The 17,644-nt window shown below is 64.9% G+C and carries 23 protein-coding genes; 12 read left to right on the top strand and 11 right to left on the bottom strand.

Going from position 1 to position 17,644, the window contains the following annotated elements:
- Nucleotides 1–46 precede the first annotated feature (46 nt).
- Nucleotides 47–868, top strand: a complete 822-nt coding sequence (locus tag PV682_RS19390; RefSeq protein WP_319731467.1) for an alpha/beta fold hydrolase — start codon at nt 47–49, stop codon at nt 866–868.
- On the opposite strand, the gene PV682_RS19385 is transcribed toward PV682_RS19390, so the two are convergent.
- Genes PV682_RS19385 through PV682_RS19370 form a run of 4 tightly spaced genes read right to left on the bottom strand, consistent with a single transcriptional unit; the run spans nt 846 to nt 2,805 of the window.
- Nucleotides 846–1,025: a DUF397 domain-containing protein gene (locus PV682_RS19385; RefSeq protein ID WP_319731465.1), complete on the bottom strand. Its 180-nt coding sequence runs from the start codon at nt 1,023–1,025 to the stop codon at nt 846–848. The genes PV682_RS19390 and PV682_RS19385 overlap by 23 nt on opposite strands.
- 14 nt (nt 1,026–1,039) lie before the next feature.
- On the bottom strand, nt 1,040–1,894 hold the full coding sequence (locus tag PV682_RS19380) for a helix-turn-helix domain-containing protein (RefSeq protein ID WP_319731462.1): 855 nt from the start codon (nt 1,892–1,894) through the stop codon (nt 1,040–1,042).
- 7 nt (nt 1,895–1,901) lie between these two features.
- Nucleotides 1,902–2,426: a DUF6879 family protein gene (locus PV682_RS19375; protein ID WP_319731460.1), complete on the bottom strand. Its 525-nt coding sequence runs from the start codon at nt 2,424–2,426 to the stop codon at nt 1,902–1,904.
- Nucleotides 2,398–2,805 (bottom strand): hypothetical protein, encoded by a 408-nt coding sequence (locus PV682_RS19370; protein ID WP_319731458.1) that lies wholly within the window; start codon nt 2,803–2,805, stop codon nt 2,398–2,400. The genes PV682_RS19375 and PV682_RS19370 overlap by 29 nt, the downstream gene beginning before the upstream one ends.
- Nucleotides 2,806–2,999: 194 nt before the next feature.
- On the opposite strand from PV682_RS19370, the gene PV682_RS19365 reads away from it, so the two are divergent.
- The 4 genes from PV682_RS19365 (at nt 3,000) to PV682_RS19350 (ending at nt 5,209) form a co-directional block, all read left to right on the top strand.
- The gene (locus PV682_RS19365; RefSeq protein ID WP_319731456.1) at nt 3,000–3,368 is read left to right on the top strand and encodes a hypothetical protein; all 369 of its coding nucleotides are present in this window, start codon (nt 3,000–3,002) and stop codon (nt 3,366–3,368) included.
- 102 nt (nt 3,369–3,470) lie between these two features.
- Nucleotides 3,471–3,710: a DUF397 domain-containing protein gene (locus PV682_RS19360; protein ID WP_319731454.1), complete on the top strand. Its 240-nt coding sequence runs from the start codon at nt 3,471–3,473 to the stop codon at nt 3,708–3,710.
- A gap of 71 nt (nt 3,711–3,781) precedes the next feature.
- Nucleotides 3,782–4,285 carry a hypothetical protein gene (locus tag PV682_RS19355; RefSeq protein WP_319731453.1) on the top strand — a complete coding sequence of 168 codons (504 nt, stop codon included), beginning with the start codon at nt 3,782–3,784 and terminating at the stop codon, nt 4,283–4,285.
- A gap of 21 nt (nt 4,286–4,306) precedes the next feature.
- Nucleotides 4,307–5,209 (top strand): JmjC domain-containing protein, encoded by a 903-nt coding sequence (locus PV682_RS19350; protein ID WP_319731450.1) that lies wholly within the window; start codon nt 4,307–4,309, stop codon nt 5,207–5,209.
- 118 nt (nt 5,210–5,327) lie between these two features.
- Here PV682_RS19350 and PV682_RS19345 read toward each other — a convergent pair whose 3' ends face one another.
- Both PV682_RS19345 and PV682_RS19340 read right to left on the bottom strand, forming a co-directional pair.
- Nucleotides 5,328–5,522: a hypothetical protein gene (locus PV682_RS19345; protein WP_319731448.1), complete on the bottom strand. Its 195-nt coding sequence runs from the start codon at nt 5,520–5,522 to the stop codon at nt 5,328–5,330.
- Between the two features lie 8 nt (nt 5,523–5,530).
- Nucleotides 5,531–6,382, bottom strand: a complete 852-nt coding sequence (locus PV682_RS19340) for a helix-turn-helix domain-containing protein (protein WP_319731446.1) — start codon at nt 6,380–6,382, stop codon at nt 5,531–5,533.
- A 272-nt stretch (nt 6,383–6,654) separates the two neighbouring features.
- Between PV682_RS19340 and PV682_RS19335 the strand changes: the two genes are divergently transcribed.
- The 3 genes from PV682_RS19335 (at nt 6,655) to PV682_RS19325 (ending at nt 8,748) form a co-directional block, all read left to right on the top strand.
- Nucleotides 6,655–7,314: an ATP-binding protein gene (locus PV682_RS19335; protein ID WP_319731444.1), complete on the top strand. Its 660-nt coding sequence runs from the start codon at nt 6,655–6,657 to the stop codon at nt 7,312–7,314.
- The gene (locus PV682_RS19330; RefSeq protein ID WP_319731442.1) at nt 7,311–7,706 is read left to right on the top strand and encodes a hypothetical protein; all 396 of its coding nucleotides are present in this window, start codon (nt 7,311–7,313) and stop codon (nt 7,704–7,706) included. The genes PV682_RS19335 and PV682_RS19330 overlap by 4 nt, the downstream gene beginning before the upstream one ends.
- Before the next feature lie 79 nt (nt 7,707–7,785).
- Nucleotides 7,786–8,748 carry a NaeI family type II restriction endonuclease gene (locus PV682_RS19325; RefSeq protein WP_319731440.1) on the top strand — a complete coding sequence of 321 codons (963 nt, stop codon included), beginning with the start codon at nt 7,786–7,788 and terminating at the stop codon, nt 8,746–8,748.
- Here PV682_RS19325 and PV682_RS19320 read toward each other — a convergent pair.
- The 5 genes from PV682_RS19320 to PV682_RS19300 form a co-directional block, all read right to left on the bottom strand.
- Nucleotides 8,745–9,860 carry a DNA cytosine methyltransferase gene (locus PV682_RS19320; RefSeq protein WP_319731438.1) on the bottom strand — a complete coding sequence of 372 codons (1,116 nt, stop codon included), beginning with the start codon at nt 9,858–9,860 and terminating at the stop codon, nt 8,745–8,747. The two genes, PV682_RS19325 and PV682_RS19320, sit on opposite strands and share 4 nt — an antisense overlap.
- Before the next feature lie 132 nt (nt 9,861–9,992).
- Nucleotides 9,993–10,901 (bottom strand): NgoMIV family type II restriction endonuclease, encoded by a 909-nt coding sequence (locus PV682_RS19315; RefSeq protein WP_319731436.1) that lies wholly within the window; start codon nt 10,899–10,901, stop codon nt 9,993–9,995.
- Between the two features lie 68 nt (nt 10,902–10,969).
- Nucleotides 10,970–11,362, bottom strand: a complete 393-nt coding sequence (locus PV682_RS19310) for a very short patch repair endonuclease (RefSeq protein ID WP_319731433.1) — start codon at nt 11,360–11,362, stop codon at nt 10,970–10,972.
- A gap of 285 nt (nt 11,363–11,647) precedes the next feature.
- A complete protein-coding gene (locus PV682_RS19305) occupies nt 11,648–12,664 on the bottom strand; it encodes an SEC-C domain-containing protein (RefSeq protein WP_319731431.1) in 1,017 nt (338 codons plus the stop codon).
- Nucleotides 12,665–12,849: 185 nt separating this feature from the next.
- Nucleotides 12,850–14,325 carry a glycoside hydrolase gene (locus tag PV682_RS19300; RefSeq protein ID WP_319731428.1) on the bottom strand — a complete coding sequence of 492 codons (1,476 nt, stop codon included), beginning with the start codon at nt 14,323–14,325 and terminating at the stop codon, nt 12,850–12,852.
- A 263-nt stretch (nt 14,326–14,588) separates the two neighbouring features.
- On the opposite strand from PV682_RS19300, the gene PV682_RS19295 reads away from it, so the two are divergent.
- The 4 genes from PV682_RS19295 to PV682_RS19280 all read left to right on the top strand — a co-directional run bounded on the left by PV682_RS19295 (nt 14,589) and on the right by PV682_RS19280 (nt 17,641).
- The gene (locus PV682_RS19295; protein WP_319731425.1) at nt 14,589–15,374 is read left to right on the top strand and encodes a class E sortase; all 786 of its coding nucleotides are present in this window, start codon (nt 14,589–14,591) and stop codon (nt 15,372–15,374) included.
- A gap of 120 nt (nt 15,375–15,494) precedes the next feature.
- Nucleotides 15,495–15,806, top strand: coding sequence for a DUF6412 domain-containing protein (locus tag PV682_RS19290; RefSeq protein ID WP_319731493.1), 312 nt, complete (start codon nt 15,495–15,497; stop codon nt 15,804–15,806).
- A gap of 130 nt (nt 15,807–15,936) precedes the next feature.
- Entirely contained in the window at nt 15,937–16,647 is a 711-nt protein-coding gene (locus PV682_RS19285) for a YidC/Oxa1 family membrane protein insertase (RefSeq protein WP_319731423.1), read from the top strand.
- 136 nt (nt 16,648–16,783) lie between these two features.
- Nucleotides 16,784–17,641: a fumarylacetoacetate hydrolase family protein gene (locus PV682_RS19280; protein ID WP_319731421.1), complete on the top strand. Its 858-nt coding sequence runs from the start codon at nt 16,784–16,786 to the stop codon at nt 17,639–17,641.
- Nucleotides 17,642–17,644: the final 3 nt, after the last annotated feature.

The raw sequence follows: 17,644 nt of genomic DNA, 5'->3' as shown, positions 1-17,644 counted from the left end.
GAACCCGGAGGCGGGGGCGGCGGCTGAACCGGCAGAATCCCACCCCGTGACCCCACCCCCGCCTTCCTTCTTCCCCACCCCCACCGGCACCCGAATCGCCTACCGCGACGAACACCCATCGCACCCCAAGCAGGTCCCCCCGTTCCTCCTCCTGCACGGCCTGGCGGGCCACATGGGCGAATGGGACGACCTGACCGCCCGCCTCGTCGCAGCCGGCCACCGAGTGATCCGCTACGACGCGGCAGGCCACGGCGCGAGCACCCGCACGCCACCGGACATGTCCCGCACGGCGGCGGCAGCGGACGCGGTGGCACTCCTGACGGCCCTGAGACCAGGACCCGTAGTCCTCCTGGGCCAGTCCCTCGGCGGCCTGACCGCCCTCCTGACGGCAGCGGCCCACCCGGCCCTCGCCCGAGCCCTGATCCTGATAGAGGCAGGCCCCGCAGCCGGTACCCCCGACCTCCCCGACAACATCGCGACGTGGCTGGACAGTTGGCCAGCGCCCTTCCTCTCTCGCCAGTCCGCTGTCACCTTCTTCGGCCACGACTCATGGGCCGACAGCCTGACTTGGCGCCCGGACGGAACCGGCCACCCCCGCATCGACCGCCGAACCATGCTCGCGGCAGTCCAGGAACCAGCCACCTGCGACTACTGGCCGGAGTGGACCCAACTCCGCTGCCCCACCCTGGTAGTTCGGGGCGCCCACGGCACCATGCCGGAGCCGGAACCTCTGGAGATGCGGACCCGCCGCCCCGACATCACCCACCTGGTGACGGTCCCGGACGCGGGCCACGACGTACACCTGGACCGACCGGCCGAGTTGTACAGGGTGGTGTCGGCCTTCGTCAGAGGTTCTTCAACGCCATAAACTTTACGAACGTTCCCCAGGTGATCAGCTGAAATCCCAGGATTCCTCCACCGTGGTTTTTCGTGTCTCGAACCATGACCTTTTCCGGGTTGTTGTCGGCGACTTCAACACAGTTTTCTTTTCCTGTGTAGGAGCTGGTGCGCCAGTTAGGTGCCACGATACTCTTCCTTTCTAGTCGGACGGGATCCGATCGTAATGGTGGATAGCGGTAAATATGAGATCGCGGACCGTGGGTCCGTATACTGCGGACTGCTTCAAGAGCGCAAAAGCTTTGGCATACAGCTCGATTTCTCGGGGTTGTGTCACCGAGAACTCTGCCGAGTAGGTCTCGACGAGTACGAGCTTGTTGTCGAACATCGAGAAGGAGTTGCCGGGCCAGATATGCATGGGGGCTGACCTGGGCACGATCCCCAGACTGAGTCGAGGGAGCCGCCATACGGCCAACAGGCGGTCGAGTTGGCCCTTCATCACCTCTGCTCCTCCGAAGTTGGTGTACAACGCCTGCTCGGCGAGCAGTACGTTGAAGATTTTGTCCCCCTTGTAGAGGTGCTGCTGACGCTCAAGGCGCTTGGCGGTGGCTGCTTCCGTGTCGTCGGGTATCTCGTAGTAGTTGCGAACCAGTTTGAAGGTCTCGGCGGCGTATGCGGAGGTTTGAAGTGTTCCCCAAATCAGAGTCGGATGCCAGATGCGGAAGGCTTTGGTCTTTGCGTAAATGGGCAGAGCGGCCTTCTGTCTCTTCTCCGATCCGGTCGACAGTTGTCTGCGCCACTCAAGCCAAAGTTCGTCTATGTGTCGGACCGTGGCAATCAAGTCCTCCACCTGGTCCTCGCGGCGGGTCGTGCCGCACCAGATGCGAATATCTTGCTCGCTCGCATTCTGCTTCCCGTTCTCGATCCGGGAAACCTTCGACTCCGCCCATCCGGTGGCTCGCGCGAATGCCCGGCCGCTGCTGAATCCCGCGTCCTTGCGGAATCCGCGAAGCCGGGCACCCAGCGCCTCTCGTGCTTCTTGTGCTTGATTGCTCACTGATGGGTCAGGGCTTGTACTCGGAGTGCGGGATGGCGATGGTCCAGAGCAGGTCGCGTACGCGGGCGCACTCGGCCACGATGTCGGGATCCTTGACAATCTCGGAGCCGAGTACGCGTCCCTCCGGGTCGAAGTGGCCGATGGCGAGCAGCCGGTCGTCGTACAGCCACCAGTCGTTGCCCTGCACAGGGAATTCGATGTCCGGCGGCAGGAGATGCCGTGGCAGCCAGCGGATGTCCTCGCCGATCTCGATGTTGAGCCGGGTCAGTGAGTGTTCCCACGTCACGTACCGGCTGTGCGGCTCCGTGACCACCCGTACGCGGCGGACCGTCCTGCCCGTGTCCGTGACGCGCCCGATGAGCGCCTTCCAGTCGTCGAGCCAGGCGTAGTCGTCCGGCTCGCCCCGCTGCCATCGGGCGTACGGCGTGTCCTCGACGGGAGAGCCGTAGTCGTCCCTCAACTCCAGGTGGAAGGCGTCGCGTTCGAAACTGTTGAACAGTTCGTCACGCTGGGCCGGGGTGATCAGGTCCACGGTCTTCCTCCAACAGGGCCGTGATCGAGGACTTGGGGACCTCGATGCAGGTCTCATAGTCGGGCATGCGCATCTGACTCAGGGCTTCAGGATCGTTCATCTCCGGGCCCTGGAGAACACAGGTCCCCTGTTCGGTGACGATCATGATCGGAGCGGTGAACTTCTTGACCAGACCGGACTGTAAGCCGTCCTTCGTCAGGTGCTCGAACAACTCGGTCGGCACCTCGACGGCGGTCTCTCCTTCCGGAACGTCAAGTTGGATGAGCAGTTCGTTCGAGTAGATCTTCCAGCCCTGGATCACGTAGCTGTCCTGGTCGCTGGCGTACAGGGTGGGACTGTCTCCGGGCGTCGAGTTCTTTCCGAGGAACCGTAGCTTCATGGGGCTCTCCCGTCCGCTGCCTTGCGCTTGTTTGCGCGATGACTAGATGTTCGACAAGCCGTTAACACCCGTCAAAGCTGGTTCTGCAAACTCGCGCAATCTTCTTGGGAGTTGGATGGCGCCGACCCTACCGTCGTCTCCGAGCCCGAAAGCCAGGCAGCCGCCCTTGCCGCCGTACCGAGGGGAGACACGTGGTGGCGACCGTGAGACAGGAGACCGGCGCGGCAGACGTCGACGACTCCATCGACGTCGAGCTCCTCTTGGAGATGACCGACCTAGCGCTGAAGATGGAGCTGAACACGTCGACCCGCGCGGCCATCGACACCCGCACGGTGGAAGTCGGCCGCCATCTGAACATCCTTCTGGTCCAGGACCTGGGCGCGGACGAAAACCCCGAAGTCAGGGAACTGTTCCGCAAGGGCTACCGACTCCTGGACCTCAAGCAGCGCCCTACGTCGTCGACTCCGGCCTTCGCAGCGTTCTTCCACCTACGGGAGATGGCCGAACTGACCCGATGTCTGCTGCGGGTGTACGCCGAGGGCAATGGACGCGGCATCTCGTGAATCCCGGGGCCGGCCTCACCTTGGCGGCCGCTCATCGGAACGAGGACCCGACGGTACGGAGACCGATTCTCCATACCGCAATCGCATCAGGAGGACGATCCCATGAACGTTGACCTCTACACCCTGCCCGTCGAGGGAACCGAAGCCCGGCAGTTCTGCGGCGGCAATCTGGGAGGCGAGCATGAGGCGTGCGTTCGATTCGCGTTGATCCCCGGCGCGCAGCCTGCGTACGTCCTGACAGATTCCAAGCCAGAGGGCGCGGGCAAGGAGATCCGCTTCACCGAGGCCGAGTTGGACGCGTTCGTCATCGGCTACGCCAGGGAACGGCACCTGACGATCTGACCTCCCCCACCACGCACCAGCGGGCCGTCCTGCGTGGCAGGGCGGCCCGTCGTATCTCCAGAAGGAAACAGATGACCTGGTCAGGGCACTTCCACGGGTACGGCCCATGGGTCGGAACCCCGGAGAACTACCACCGGGAAGGAAACCGCCGGCCGCCGCACCCCACCCCTCCCGCGCCCCCGGCTCCCGACGACAAGACGGCCGAGCGGACGCTCGCGCGCTACCGCGAGGTCTCCGCCGAGTTCCCGGCCTCGAACCTGCCGCCCATGATGTCGGGCCACTGGCTCCTGAAACGCAACCAGACCTCCGCCGACCGCACGTGGACCGACCCGGAGGCGGCACTGGAGTGGATGACGAAGCACTACCTCGACAACCTTCCACTCGAACCCGATGACGGGAAGCAGATGTACGTCGGCCTGGATGTCAAGCGCGAGTACGCGGCCGATGTCCTGCCGGTCGGTGTCGACGTGAGCTGGGTCCACTACAACCGCTCGGGCAACATCGTCTCGATCAACGTTGTGTGCTGTCCGAACCGCCACCACCCCGACCTGCGCTGCCCGTTGCCGCCCTCCTGAACCGCACGGAAGGACACCGCCATGTCGCTGAGCCTCATTCTGCCCGAGGACGGCCGGGCCGAACTGCTGACCACCTGGCCCGACGAGCCTCGCGTCTTCGAGCGCGACAGGACCGCACTCGACGAGACGGTCACCAAGGACTACCTCCACGACTACGCCTTCGCCGGCTGTGTCCCGGCGAACGAGATCGCGGTGGTGAAAGCCCCCGCCCCGTCCCTGAACCAGAACGCCTTCACGACCGACGGCCGTACCGACGCCGCCAAACTCACCAAGCTCTACGACACGGGTTTCACGATCCGGCTCGGCAACCTACAGCGAGTCGTCCCGTACCTCGCGGCGGTCTCGCGCGGCATCCAGCAGGAGACGGGATACTCCAACTACGTCCACGCCTTCCTGACCCCGCCCGGCAACCAGGGCCTGCGCCATCACTGGGACCAGCAGATGGCCGTCATTGTGCAGATCTCCGGCGTCAAGCGGTGGCAGCTCTGGCGCCCGCCGGTCGAGGCGCCCATGCGGGCGTACAACGAGTCGTGGCGTGTGTGGCGCGATGACTACATCCCCGGGTGGGAGGCCGCAGGACCGGATACCGAGATCGACCTTCGCGCCGGACAGTCCCTTCTTCTTCCGAGGGGCTGGGTTCACAATCCGTACGTCGTTGACGAGGGCGAGCACAGCATCCATCTGACGTTCGCCATCCGGGAACGCACGCTGCTGTGGCTGGCCGAGAAACTGGTCGCCGAGGCGATCGACGACCCGGAGTTCCGCCGCATTGTCCTACCCGCTGTCGTCAACGGCCCCATGCTTGCCGCATGGATGCGTGAAGCTCGGCAAGCGCTCCGGGGACACCTGGACGGACTGGACCTCGACGATCTTGCCTCAGCAGTGCGAGATGCCGCAGTGACTGAGCTGGAGTACACCACTTAGCGCTCCAACATGCCTGTAGCAAACCCCAGTTCAGTCACCTTGTCGCGGGTGACCGGACTGGGGTTCGTCGCATTTCAGGGCCTGATCGGTGGATGATCGACGCCGATTGAACCCATGATCACTGGAGCAGGTGATCCGCCTTGCCTGCCTTGATGTCGAGGATCATGATCCGCAGTGCGTCCCGGCTGTCCGTGATGAAACGGTCCTCTTGGCCACGCACGGCGACATATGCGTTCCCTGAGCGATCGGTCCCTATACGGAAGCAGGCGTTTCCTTCTCCGCAGAACGGCTCTTCCCACTGGATCTCGGGCATGCTGACTCCTACAGCTCGCGTACGACGGTTCGGATGAAGGCTCTTGTGTCGTCGGGAGACAGCGCAAGCTGCTCCATCCGTTCCAAGTGGGAACGATATTTTGCCAGTTCGTCTTCCCCGTAAAGGAAGTCCGGGCCGTGGGAGTTGTCAATCTGCACGGTGTCCAGTTGCTCTGTCGGACCTTCGGCGTACAGAACAGTTTGCCCAGCACCGGGGAAGGCACCGTGTGTGAAGGGAATCGCCAGCAGGGTCACGTTGCTTTTCTCGGACTGGTCCAGCAGGTGCTGGAGCTGTGCGCGTGCGACGCGGGGGCCACCGAACTGCATGCGCAGTGCGGCCTCGTGGACGATGCCGATGTAGGGCACAGCGGTCCCACCGGCTAGTACTTCCTGGCGGCGGCTGCGATGCGCGAGCCGTAGCGCCACTTCGTGCTCGGGCAGGTTGGGGAGGACGGCGCGGAACACCTCCAAGGCGTAGTCCGTGGTCTGAAGGAGCCCGGGGATGTGCACCGTGCACGCCGTTTGCATCCGGATCGCTCGTGCTTCGAGCTCGGCGATGTCCATCAACCCCTGAGGCAGGGATCCTCGGTACTGCTCCCACCAGTTCTGAGATCCGGTGTCGGCCAGTTCGACCAGCGCGTTCACGTAGGTGGGGTCGGTGTGGTGGCAGTGCTGTGCAAGGATCCGCAAACGTTCTTCACTGATGTTTCGGACGCCGGACTCCATGTTGGAGATCTTCCCTCGGTCCACGCCGAGGAGGTTCGCCGCCCGCTCAGCGGACATGCCGGCGGTTGCCCGCATCTTGCGCAACTCGTGGCCGAGGCGCTTTTGCCGCTGGGTGGGTACTGCCTTCGGGGGCATGCCGTTCCTTCCATGTGCGCTCAGACGCAGTCTGCCTTGCGGCTCGCACCGGAGCCACGATCTAGCTAATTTATCGAAGTCGATGGCAATTTTACCAAGACGGCTCTACGTTGGGCACTGAGCTGCTCACGGGCAGCGAGCAGAAGTGCATCGCGCATGCCTGCCTGGTTCCTCTTGCCCTGGAGGAGGTGGGCTTGCGTCAGGGAGACAGGCCACTGCTCGCCTGCACGATCGGCGGCGGGAGAACTGCTGTGCACCCAAGGAGGTCGCTCATGGATCACGACAACTGTTTGCCGCGCTCGGAGCTCCGGATTCCCTTCGAGGCGACACCGAGAGAGGTTCCCGCTCTGCGCCGGATCCTGCGCCAGCATCTGACCCACTGGGGCCTGCTCGGTGTGGCGGAACCCGCCTTGCTGTGCGTCAGTGAGCTGGTCACGAATGTGATCAAGCACGTGGGCGTCGGAGTGTCCGGTCTACTCGCTGTCTCGATGAGTGACACGAACCTTCGTCTGGAGGTGCAGGACCCGTCAGTTGACAAACTTCCGGCGCTGCCCGGCCGAGTGGAGGACGAATCCGAGGGAGGGCGCGGCCTGGCGCTCATCGACATGATGTGCGAGAAGTGGGGTGTTCGTCTGACGGAAGCCGGAAAGGTGACGTGGTGTGAGCTGGCCACGGCACTCACATCTCCGCATGGGCATGTGCGTGATCACCATGTTTCACGCGCTGATGAATTGCTGACGTCCTACAGTGCGCGAACTCCCCGCTACGTCGGAACGGTGGAAACCTCCGTGGTCCGATCGGCAGAGGAGGCGGTAAGGATCATCGCTGACCTTTTGCACTGGATTCGGGCACATGGGTTGGACCCGGAAAGCACTTTGGAAAAGGCGCAGGAGTGCTTCGAAGGGGCAGCCTTGATGAGGCGATCAGGATGAAGCGCAACAACGATTCCGGTTCCTTCGGAACTGCGAGTGACTTCAACATCGGGTGGCGTGACCCTGATTCGCTACGGGTGCTCTGCCAAGTGGCGGGAGAAAAGGGAATCCTGAGCGGGGTGGAGGTACTTCCTCTCGCGACTGGCATTTTGAAGAGGGAATTCCTCGTGACAGTGACCGTTGAGGAGGGGCTTGTTCTGGCATCGGCCCGGTTCACCTGGGATGAAGTGAAGCCCCCCGATGACCTGAGGGGCATCGAGGCTGCTCGCTACGTACTCGACCGAGTCGACGGGATTGCGCGGCGTACGACGACCGAGCTGAAGGCGTACACGTGGCTGCGCGTGGCGTCGGAGCTGGAACAGGTGCGCATGCTTCTCGAACGGAGCGAGTGAGCCGAACGCTCCGTCCGACGGGGCATCCTGTAACTCGAAACTATGGAGGTGGGCCACCCCGGCGACTTAGGGTGGTTGCATGCCAGTTGTTGAGGATGCCCTGTTCGACGAGCCGAACGACTTTAAGGCCCACGATCCCAGCTCGACGCGGGAGAGCGACGAGGGCGGAGCGGTTGAGCGCGTTGCGCTGTGGTTCGAGGGACATGCTGACCTGGAGAACCGGTTTTCATCTGCCCTCAGACAAGCCTTGGACGAAGTATTGGACGGTCAGCGGACCGGAAGGTACGACGTCGACGCTTTGGAGAAGACAGAAAAAACCTATCTAGGTACTAAGGTCGAGATCATCTGCCGCACTGCATTTGACCTTGGTTTTGGGAACAAGATGGATTATCGAGTGTGTGGTCATGAAGTGGACGCGAAGTTCTCCCTGGACGGCAGATGGATGATTCCCCGCGAAGCGATGGGGCATATCTGTCTCCTTATGGCGGCGAACGACAGGAGATCCAGCTTCAAGGTCGGCCTGGTCCGAGTTTCGGAGGATGTTCTCACACAGGGCGGCAATCAGGATGGAAAGCGAAATATATCCTCCTCGGGCAAGAGGATGATCAGATGGATAATCGAAGAGGGGAAATTGAAGCCTAATCTACTTTTGGGTCTCGACCCGACTGTTCGCGAGGCGCTGAGTCGGGAGCCCGCCGGGCAGAACAGAGTCGATCTTCTGTTCGGAATGGTACACAGACGCATTATTGACAGGAATGCGGTTCTGACGGTTGCCAAGCAACTGGATGCGGCGAAGCGTGTGCGGGATGCTCGAAAGAGGCTTGCGCCAGATGGCGTAGTGATTCTGGGACATCAGAAAGAAAGCCCGAGAGTGGCGAAAGCGCTAGGTCTGGAGGTGCCGGAAAAGGGGACTTGGATTGCAACCCGCTTGATTCCGGCACCAATCGACGACGGTCGCCCACAGGTTTGGATCGATGGCGTTTCTTATGTGGAGGCGAGGTCGGACGAAAAACCACAACCGGCCCCTGCCGTCGACTGTTAAGCGCTCAAGATGTATGGCTTGATCTGGCGTGCGATTGCCTCAGCGAGAACAGTTGGGACGGCATTTCCGATCTGCTTGGCGATCTGGATCTTTGTGCCACACCATTGATAGGAATCGGGAAAAGTTTGAAGCAAGGCTGCTTCTCTGTGTGTGATCGGGCGATCGACGCGATATCCGTTCGGCCCTGGCTCCCATTGGGGGTGCAGGTATTGCCCCTTCTCGGGCTTGTAGAATTCAGTTCGAATGGTGAGCGAAGGCTCGGTCCATTGCATGCGGCCCATGACGTCGGTAGTGCCGGTGGGCTTGTTCTTCCAGCAGTTGGGAAGAAGTTCTTCCGGTAGGTTGAACCGCCCACCGCCCGGAGGGATCTGAGCGTATCGGAGCAATGAAATATCGGTCGGGGTCCGTCCGATGTGCAAGTCCTCGCTCTTGTAGATGCCCGGTACTGTTTGGCCGAAGAATGACACAGTTGACTCGGGCAGTGCCTTGACGGCGGGTACATCGAGCAGTTGCTTCCCTGCGAAAGCCTCACGAACGGTACGCCAACTCTTCAGACCGATGGGGTTTCCCTGGCCGTGCGTCGCCTCGGGCAGGGGAATTTTTCCGATCCGAGATCCGATCACGATGGTTCGTTTGCGACGCTGAGGCGCACCGTAGTCGGCTGCCAGCAGCAGTCCGTAGGACAGTTCGTAACCTTCGAGCAGGCCGCCGCGGCGGACCTCGGCCTGGAGGAGGGAAAACTCGGAGGACTTGAGGAAGCGATCGACGTTCTCGATGACGAAGACCATGGGGCGGGCATGCCTGACGAACCGGATGTACTCCTTCCACAGCTTGTTGCGCGGATCGTTCACATCCCGGGTGCCCAGGTTCGAAAAGCCCTGGCAGGGGGGGCCGCCGATGATCACGTCCGCGTTCGGGATCTCACGATCCTTGATCTCTTGGATGTCGCCCCAACGCATGTGAGATTCACCGAAGTTGGCGGCGTAGGTAGCAGCCGCATGAAGGTCCCATTCGACAGCCATGACCGGTTTGTACCCCTTTGCGGCCATGAAGCCGGAGGTCATACCACCGCAGCCTGCGAACAGGTCGATCATGGAGATGCGCTTAGCCATGCTGGACAGGTTAATCCCAGGTGCTGACAGTGGGTGTTGATGCGGGTGGTGAAATTGAGCGCGCCGGGTGGTAGAGGCGTGCGACGGAGCATCCGGCCGACTGGAGTGGGAGTGTGAGAAGAACCACGCTCGTCACAGTGTCGCGATGTACCTACGCAGCTCGTCGTAGTCACGGATCCGCCGCTGATCGCGCAGGCGCCTGAAGTTGTCGCGGATGGCCAGCCGAGACTTGTGAGTCGATCCGGAGCAGTACTCGTCTATTGCGTCGGACAAGGCGGGCAGGTGCAGGTGGTAGACGCAGTCGATGTCGCCTGATCCGCGCCCCAGCAGTGCCAGCATGGCAGGGCGGGGCTCCATGGTGACTGCGGCGAAGTGAGGCATCCGGCCCCTTCTCAGGGCGGCCATCTTCACTCCCTGGCTTCTGCAGTCCTGGGCCCTGTCGGTCCGGAGAGTCCACTTCAGGGACAGGCCCGCTACCAGGTGTCGCATCGGTGTTGCCTCGTCGAGGCCGTTGGTCAACTTGCGAGCGATGGTTACATCGAGTTTGAGTAGGGATTCTTCGCCCTGGAGATTAAGAAGCTCAATTCGACGCTCTTCCGATGCCGCAACTTGTTGACGAATCGATTCGAGGTGTCCCATCAGCTTGGTCAGTACCGCCTCGTCGAGTCCTGCGCTTGCGGAGTATGCTTCAAGTTCCTTTACTGCTTTTGTCACCTCTTTGGTCATGTCGCTTCGGAGGTCGCGTGCAGCGGTCAGGTGTGTGAATTGCTCGAATTCTGAAAATGACTTCTCCGGTTCGACAGTGAGATGAGGAGAATCCGCCTTGAGGGATTCTTCGAGGTCGGCGGACAGGAGGCTATTCATCAAGGTGCCCACGGCCGTTTTCTGGTCGCGCTGATCAGGGGGAATCGCGTCGGGGGAAATTCCCATTACCTCGAAGAAAATTTTTCCCAAGGCGATCGATCCGGGATCATTTTTGTCCGATGTGTTCGGCCTTCCGTCGCGATATCCGCAAAGTGAATCGATGAATGGAGCGGGCATGATCCCTCTGTCGTGATCTTTAGGAGTGCGATTTTTCCGGACTTTTGCTTTGCGACTTCTTGGGCGACCTATTTTGCGTGCTTGAGATCTGAATTAACTCTCCATTCTTCCGTGATGATGGATGCGATCGAATCGGGAATTTCGTGCTCCCAAAATCGAAGGACGACCCATCCTGATGATCTCAGGTGTTCAGTCGTTTCGTGATCACGCATCATGTTCTTGTTCAACTTTGCGCGCCACCACTCGGCATTTGACTTCGGGTGAGTCGCATGCTCGGGGCACCCGTGCCAGAAGCAGCCGTCGAGGAAGACGGCGACCTTCGCTCGACTGAAGGCAATGTCGATGCTTCGCCGAGGCATGCCGGGTACGGGAAAGTTGACTCGATAGCGCAGCCCTGCTGCATGAAGCAACTTGCGCACCGCGACCTCGGGCGCGGTGTCGCGCGAACTCTGTCTGCGCATTCGGGCAGAGACGGCGGGAGAGGAGGGGACAGCACCATGCACAAGGACAGTGTGCCGGCGTGCCCACTCTTGTCGTGAGCGGCTTTGACGTTGCGCAAAGGGGCCCAACGAGCCGTGTCACGGGCTCTGCGCATCGCTGCGGCCGTGGCCTTGCGCGCTGCCCTCGACTCGGCTCACTTCGGCACGAGGGAGAAGTGAGCCGATGGAGTGCGTGTGTTTGCGCAGTGGGGACACGCCGAGCGGGCTTAGCGGGTAGCCGGTCAGAGTGTGTTGTAACAAGACGGCTCAAGCACCCGTTCCGTGACACTCTCCGTACGCGCTTCCCGACCCGCACCAGCACTCCGCCCCCCGCTGCGGCGGCCACGCCACCGCCCGCCCCCGTGCCGCCAGCGTCGTCGCGTACTGCGGCAGGAGCGTCGGGTCGGACGGGGACGTGCCCTCGGACGCGGCGAAGGCCTCGTAGGAGGGGACCGTGCCCGTGACGATGCCCAGGTTGGGGGTGCCGGAGGCGGCGAGTTCGCGGAGGGAGGACTCTATGGTCGCCAAGTGGGCTTCGTGGGAGGGGTATTCGGCCGCGAGGGACGGGTACGCCGTGAGGAGTTCGGTCAGTTCCGCGGCCGGCCAGTGGAGGATCGCCACCGGGAACGGGCGGGACAACGCCTCGCGGTAGGCGCCGAGTTCGGCGCGGAGGCGGGAGATCTCGGCGGCGAGTTCGTCGGGGTTCTCCGAGCCCAACGACCAGACGCGCTTGGGGTCGTGGAGTTCGTCGAGGGAGACCGGCGAGGTGTGGAGGGTGTCGGCGAGCTGGTCCCAGTCGTCGTGGGCCGCGCCCAGCATGCGGCGTACCCGGTGGCGGCCGAAGAGCAACGGGTGCGTGGAGTACGGGGGTTCGGCGCCGTCCGGCAGGAGGAGGCGGGCGCCGTCGGTGAACGTCGCCTCCGCGGCCTCCAGTTCGTCGTGGGCCTCCAGCGCCTCCGCGACGATCACCCAGGGCGCCGGGTCGCGCGGGGCGGACGCGCGGATGCCGTCGATGATCGCGCGGGCCTCGGCCTCGTGGCCGTACTCCCAGAGGTTGGCGGCCTTGAGGGCGCGGGTGAGGTGCGGGGCGTCCAGGGAGTCCGGGGTCGCCAGCAGGCGGTCGTACAGAGCGGTTGCCGCGGGGCGGTCGCCGGCCAGTTCCAGGTGGGCCGCCGCCCGCAGCAGGAGCGGTTCCGCGTCCTCCGGGTGGAGGGCCACGGTGCGTTCCAGGCGGGCGGCTTCGGCGGTGTGGTCGACGTTCTCGGCGGGCGTGTCGGGGCGCATGGACGACACGGTACTGCCCGCCGGTGACAAAGGTGAGGTATCCGCAGGCCGGGGGTCCGTACCCCGGCCCACGGCAGTACCCCGTACCCAGGTACAGCAGTACCCCATACCCAGGTACAGCGGAGCGCGTCATACCTCCGGGGTACGGGTGCGCGCCCCCACACCCCGTCCCTCTCAGGTATCCCCTACACGACCACCCCGTCGATCTGGAGCGTCTGCACCGACTTTGCCGCGAACGGCACCGCGACCGTCTTGCCGGACACCCGGATGTCCGAGCGGGCCGTGTAGAGGTCGCCGCCGCCGGTCGTGAGCGTGCTCCAGCGCGGTACGACACCCCCCGAACCCCCGGAGACGGTGGTGAACCGGGAGAGGTCGAAGGTCAGGGTCTGCGCCGACGTCGCCGTGTTCGCCGCGACGATCACCAGCCGGTTCGCCGACCGGTCGAGCGCCGCCACCGCGTAGCTCACGCCCGTGTCGAGGATCGTCATACCCGGCCGGATGTGCCGGCTGAACTGGGCCATGACGTAGTACTTCGTCTGTACGGCACCGGGCGTGAGCGTCGCGGCGTCGTACGCGATCATCGCCCAGTTCGACGAGGGGTCCATGACCTGCCAGTACACCCACGCCGTCGGGTGCAGCCAGCGGAAGTCGGAGAGGAGGTTGCTGGCCATGGACATGCCGGTGCCGTCGTTGTCGCCGGTCTCGGAGTTCCACAGCTTCTTGCCGGACGTCGTCACGACGTCCGTGTAGAGCAGGTCCCTCCGCCCGCCGGACCCCTGATACCCGTGCACGTTGACCTGGTTGACGTACCCCTTGGTCGTCGACGAGAACGCGTTCCACGTGCTGCGTGCCGTGTCGTAGTTGGTCTCGTCGCTCGCCGAGATCCGTACGCCGGTCAGGCCCCGCTTGTCCAACTCGCTGCGCATGTAGGGGAGTACGGCCGCCTGGACGGCCGCGTCCATGTGGCAGCCCTCCTGTGTGCCGGTCGCCGTCCACCAGTTCGACGCGGGCTCGTTGAAGGGGTCGACCGTCGCGAAGTTCACGCCCCAGTTGTTCCTGGCGTACAGGGCGACCGCCGCGAGGTGGGAGGCGTGCTGGCGGTAGTTCCACGTCGTGAGGTTGTTGCCGCCGCCGGCCGCGCCGGACGGGTTGTGGTTCGAACACATCCACCACATGGGGGAGTTGGCGAACAGCTCGGTCGTCGCGCCGCGCGCGACGGCCTTCTGGAGCATGGCGCGCTGCTTGGCGTCCGCCGTCCACTTCCACGCCGAGGAGGCGGGGTCCTCGTTGTTCCAGTCCTGCCAGTAGCCCTCGATCTGCTTGAACGCGGGGATGTTGGGCGAGGCCACCATCGACTCGCCGTTCACCGAGTTCGAGCTGCACGCGCCCAGGTTGTAGCGCGCGATGTTGAGGCCCAGGCCGGGCAGCGAAGTGCCGTTGTACGTCGTCGACTTGGTGGTGAAGAAGATGTCGGCGAAGTCGTCCCGGGCGCCGAAGACGTTCGCCCACCAGGCCAGGGACGTGCCCCAGCCCTCCCAAGTGCCGTACGTGGAGCCGGGGTTGACGGAAATCGTCGCGTCGGCGTGGGCCGTGCCGGTGGCCAGGGCGGTGCCGAGGAACGCGCCGCCGCCGGCCGCGAGCAGTGTCCTGCGTCGGATCATGGCTACTCCGGTTCGATCGTCGTCGATCGACGGTTGTGGGGAGGGTCCGGTCGTCCACCGGCCCCGTGGGGGTGCGACAGGAAGCATCAGGGGTGCCGTGCCGTGTTGTCGAGACATACGACAGCCCTTTCACAAACCGATGGAAGAAGGGTTCGACCGGACGAACGCGACGCCGTGAATGGGCAGGTCTGGAGAGTTTGGTCCCCATCGCTTATGGTCCCGGCACCCCGGATCGGGGCCTGACGTGGCGGAGGTGGTCCCGCGTGCCGAATCCCGTCGGCCGGTACGTCGTGCAGCACCGCGTCCTGCGCCGGCGCGCCCGGCGCCGGAGGTTCCTGTGGACCGGCGCCGAACTCCTCGTCACGGCCGGGGTGTTGGGGCTGCTGCTCGTCGTCCACCAGCTCTGGTGGACCAACCAGGAGGCCAGGCAGGGCGCCGAGCGCCAGGTCCGGGCGCTGGAGCGGCAGTGGGGGAGCGGGCGGGAGCCGTCCCCGGGCGACTCCTCCGAGGCGGACCCCTCCGCCGACTCCGGCCGCGGTTCCGGTTCCGCCGGGGGGCGTCCGGGCCGGTCTCCCGGAGGTACTACCCCCCGACACTCCCAGGCGTACGCCGTCCTCGTCCTGCCCCGCATCGGTGTCCGCGTCCCGATCGCCAAGGGCATCGACAAGCGGGGCGTCCTCGACAAGGGGTACGCCGGCCACTACCCCGGCACCCGACAGCCCGGCGCCCGGGGCAACTTCGCCCTCGCCGCCCACCGCAACACCCACGGCGAGCCCTTCCGGCACCTCGACCGGCTCCGGCGGGGTGACGCCGTACGGGTGGAGACCGCGTCCACCGTCTACACGTACGCCGTCGACCGCATCCTGCCGCAGACCTCGGCCCGTGACTCCGGAGTACTACGCCCCGTACCCCGCTCGATCGTCCACCCGGGGTACGGGTACGACATACCTGGGGCGTACGTCACGCTGACCACCTGCACCCCGGAGTACACGTCCCGGTACCGGCTGGTGGTGTGGGGGAAGCTGGTGTCCAGCGAGCGGCGGGGGTGACCGAAAAAGATCGTCCGGCGCGGGAACCTCAGGGGGAGCCCGTTCGTCTTCAGGGCACAGACACCGATCAGGCTGCCTGGCCGAGCCCGGCCGGGCCGAGCGACAGAGGGGGAGTGGATGATGGAGCGATTGCAGAACCGGTTCCCGGTACGCGCGTTCGCCTCCCTCCTCGTCCTCCTCGCCGGCGCTCTCCTCCTCGACACCGGCCCCCTCTCCGTCACCCTCGCCGTGGCCGCCGCGATCGGCTCGGCGTTCGCCCTCTGCCGCCTCCTCGCCGCCCGCTGCGCACCCCCCGTCCCGGGCGCGCGCATACGTACGGCGATCCGGGACAGGGCCCGCCGTACGGCCTTCCTGCCGCAACGTGACCCCGACGCCTCGGGCCGCTCCAGGCCCAGGGCCCCAGGGCTCGCCCTCCGGACGACCACCGCGTAGGGCACCCGCAGGTCACAGGCCGGGCGGCGAGAGAAGTCCGCCCCCTCCAGTGGGACACGCCTGCCCGCGTGCGTCGTCATGCCGCCCCACCACTCCCGGCACGACGAGACCCCCGGAGGGCTCACCCACCATGTCCGTCCTCGCGTCCCTGGTCGAGCGGTTCGCCGCCCTGCTCGAACCCCTCTTCCACGCCTCCGCGGCAGCCGCCGCGATCATCCTGCTGACCGCCCTCGTCCGCCTCCTCGTCCACCCCCTGTCCCGGGCGTCGGCGCGCGGGCAGAAGGCGCGCAAGGCACTGCAACCGAAGATCGCCGAACTGAACAAGAAGCACGGCAAGGACCCGGAGCGCCTCCAGAAGGCGGTCCTGGAGCTGCACGCGAAGGAACAGGTGTCCCCGCTCGCGGGCTGCCTGCCGAGCCTGATCCAACTCCCGGTGTTCTTCATCCTGTTCCACCTCTTCTCCCGCCCGACGATCGGCGGCGAGCCCAACGGCCTCCTCGAACACGAGCTGCTGGCCGCGCCGTTGGGGAAGCGGTGGACCGACGCGCTGGGCGGCGGCGGCGGCCTGTTCGGCCCGGCGGGCCTCGTCTACCTGGGCCTCTTCGCCCTCGTCGCGGTCGTCGCCTGGTTCGGGTACCGGCAGGGCCGGCGCACCCTGAGCGCGAGCGTGCCGGCCGCCCCGGGCAGCGAGGTCCCGGGCCTCGGCGCGGTCACCCGGGTGATGCCGTACCTGTCGTTCTTCACGCTGGTGAGCGTCGCCGTCGTCCCCCTGGCCGCCGCGCTGTACATCGTGACGAGTACGGCGTGGGGGACGGCGGAGAGGGCGCTGCTCCACAGGTGACGCACCCGCCGTCACGGCGGTCCAGCACGTGAACGGGGTATTGCGGACTGAACGGAGAGATCGGAGGATTCGAGCAGACATCGGAGGGCTGGGGTCACCGGAGACGTACCACCAGCGAGGGAGAGGTACTACGGCCATGAAGCTGCTGCGCGTCGGTACGGCGGGGGCGGAACGCCCCGCGGCGCTGGATACCGCTGGAGTACTACGGGACCTCTCCGGGCTCGTGGACGACATCGACGGCGCCCTCCTCGCGGACGGGGCGGCCCTGGCGCGGGTCCGGGACGCCGTCGCCGGCGGTGGACTGCCCGCGATCGACGCGGACGCGGAACGCGTGGGGGCGCCGGTCGGCCGGATCGGGAAGATCGTGTGCATCGGCCTCAATTACCACGACCACGCCCGGGAGACCGGCGCCGAGCCGCCCGCGGAACCGGTGGTCTTCTTCAAGGCCGCCGACACGGTCGTGGGTCCTTATGACACGGTTCTCGTGCCGCGCGGTTCCGTGAAGACGGACTGGGAAGTCGAATTGGCGGTCGTCATCGGCCGTACCGCCCGCTATCTGGAATCCGCCGAGGAAGGGCTCGCGCATGTCGGCGGTTACGCGGTGGCGCACGACGTGTCGGAACGTGAATTCCAGCTCGAGCGGGGCGGCACCTGGGACAAGGGAAAGAACTGCGAGACGTTCAACCCGCTCGGGCCCTGGCTCGTGACCGCCGACGAGATTCCCGACCCGCAGAACCTCACACTGAAACTCTGGGTCAACGGAGAACAGAAGCAGAACGGCACCACCGCCGAACAGATATTCCCGGTGGGTGAGGTCGTGCGCTATGTCAGCCAGTTCATGACGCTCTACCCCGGCGACGTCATCAATACCGGTACGCCCGCCGGGGTCGCGCTGGGAAGGCCCGAGCCCAAGCCCTATCTCCGGGCCGGTGACGTGGTGGAGCTGGAGATCGAAGGGCTCGGGCGGCAGCGGCAGGAATTCAAGGACGCCTGAGCC

Source organism: Streptomyces niveiscabiei (genome assembly GCF_033794345.1).
Taxonomy (GTDB): domain Bacteria; phylum Actinomycetota; class Actinomycetes; order Streptomycetales; family Streptomycetaceae; genus Streptomyces; species Streptomyces niveiscabiei.
The sequence above is the reverse complement of the archived record's forward strand: the minus strand, read 5'-3'. Positions and strand labels throughout refer to the sequence as shown.

What these genes read in the sequence shown, in the direction of transcription:
- PV682_RS19285 (WP_319731423.1), top strand. Translation starts at nt 15,937, where the DNA reads ATGTCCGTCCTCGCGTCCCTGGTCGAGCGGTTCGCCGCCCTGCTCGAA.
- PV682_RS19290 (WP_319731493.1), top strand. Translation starts at nt 15,495, where the DNA reads ATGGAGCGATTGCAGAACCGGTTCCCGGTACGCGCGTTCGCCTCCCTC.
- PV682_RS19350 (WP_319731450.1), top strand. Translation starts at nt 4,307, where the DNA reads ATGTCGCTGAGCCTCATTCTGCCCGAGGACGGCCGGGCCGAACTGCTG.
- PV682_RS19320 (WP_319731438.1), bottom strand. Translation starts at nt 9,860, where the DNA reads ATGGCTAAGCGCATCTCCATGATCGACCTGTTCGCAGGCTGCGGTGGT.
- PV682_RS19370 (WP_319731458.1), bottom strand. Translation starts at nt 2,805, where the DNA reads ATGAAGCTACGGTTCCTCGGAAAGAACTCGACGCCCGGAGACAGTCCC.
- PV682_RS19325 (WP_319731440.1), top strand. Translation starts at nt 7,786, where the DNA reads ATGCCAGTTGTTGAGGATGCCCTGTTCGACGAGCCGAACGACTTTAAG.
- PV682_RS19280 (WP_319731421.1), top strand. Translation starts at nt 16,784, where the DNA reads ATGAAGCTGCTGCGCGTCGGTACGGCGGGGGCGGAACGCCCCGCGGCG.
- PV682_RS19315 (WP_319731436.1), bottom strand. Translation starts at nt 10,901, where the DNA reads ATGCCCGCTCCATTCATCGATTCACTTTGCGGATATCGCGACGGAAGG.
- PV682_RS19355 (WP_319731453.1), top strand. Translation starts at nt 3,782, where the DNA reads ATGACCTGGTCAGGGCACTTCCACGGGTACGGCCCATGGGTCGGAACC.
- PV682_RS19360 (WP_319731454.1), top strand. Translation starts at nt 3,471, where the DNA reads ATGAACGTTGACCTCTACACCCTGCCCGTCGAGGGAACCGAAGCCCGG.
- PV682_RS19345 (WP_319731448.1), bottom strand. Translation starts at nt 5,522, where the DNA reads ATGCCCGAGATCCAGTGGGAAGAGCCGTTCTGCGGAGAAGGAAACGCC.
- PV682_RS19330 (WP_319731442.1), top strand. Translation starts at nt 7,311, where the DNA reads ATGAAGCGCAACAACGATTCCGGTTCCTTCGGAACTGCGAGTGACTTC.
- PV682_RS19340 (WP_319731446.1), bottom strand. Translation starts at nt 6,382, where the DNA reads ATGCCCCCGAAGGCAGTACCCACCCAGCGGCAAAAGCGCCTCGGCCAC.
- PV682_RS19305 (WP_319731431.1), bottom strand. Translation starts at nt 12,664, where the DNA reads ATGCGCCCCGACACGCCCGCCGAGAACGTCGACCACACCGCCGAAGCC.
- PV682_RS19310 (WP_319731433.1), bottom strand. Translation starts at nt 11,362, where the DNA reads ATGCGCAGACAGAGTTCGCGCGACACCGCGCCCGAGGTCGCGGTGCGC.
- PV682_RS19335 (WP_319731444.1), top strand. Translation starts at nt 6,655, where the DNA reads ATGGATCACGACAACTGTTTGCCGCGCTCGGAGCTCCGGATTCCCTTC.
- PV682_RS19300 (WP_319731428.1), bottom strand. Translation starts at nt 14,325, where the DNA reads ATGATCCGACGCAGGACACTGCTCGCGGCCGGCGGCGGCGCGTTCCTC.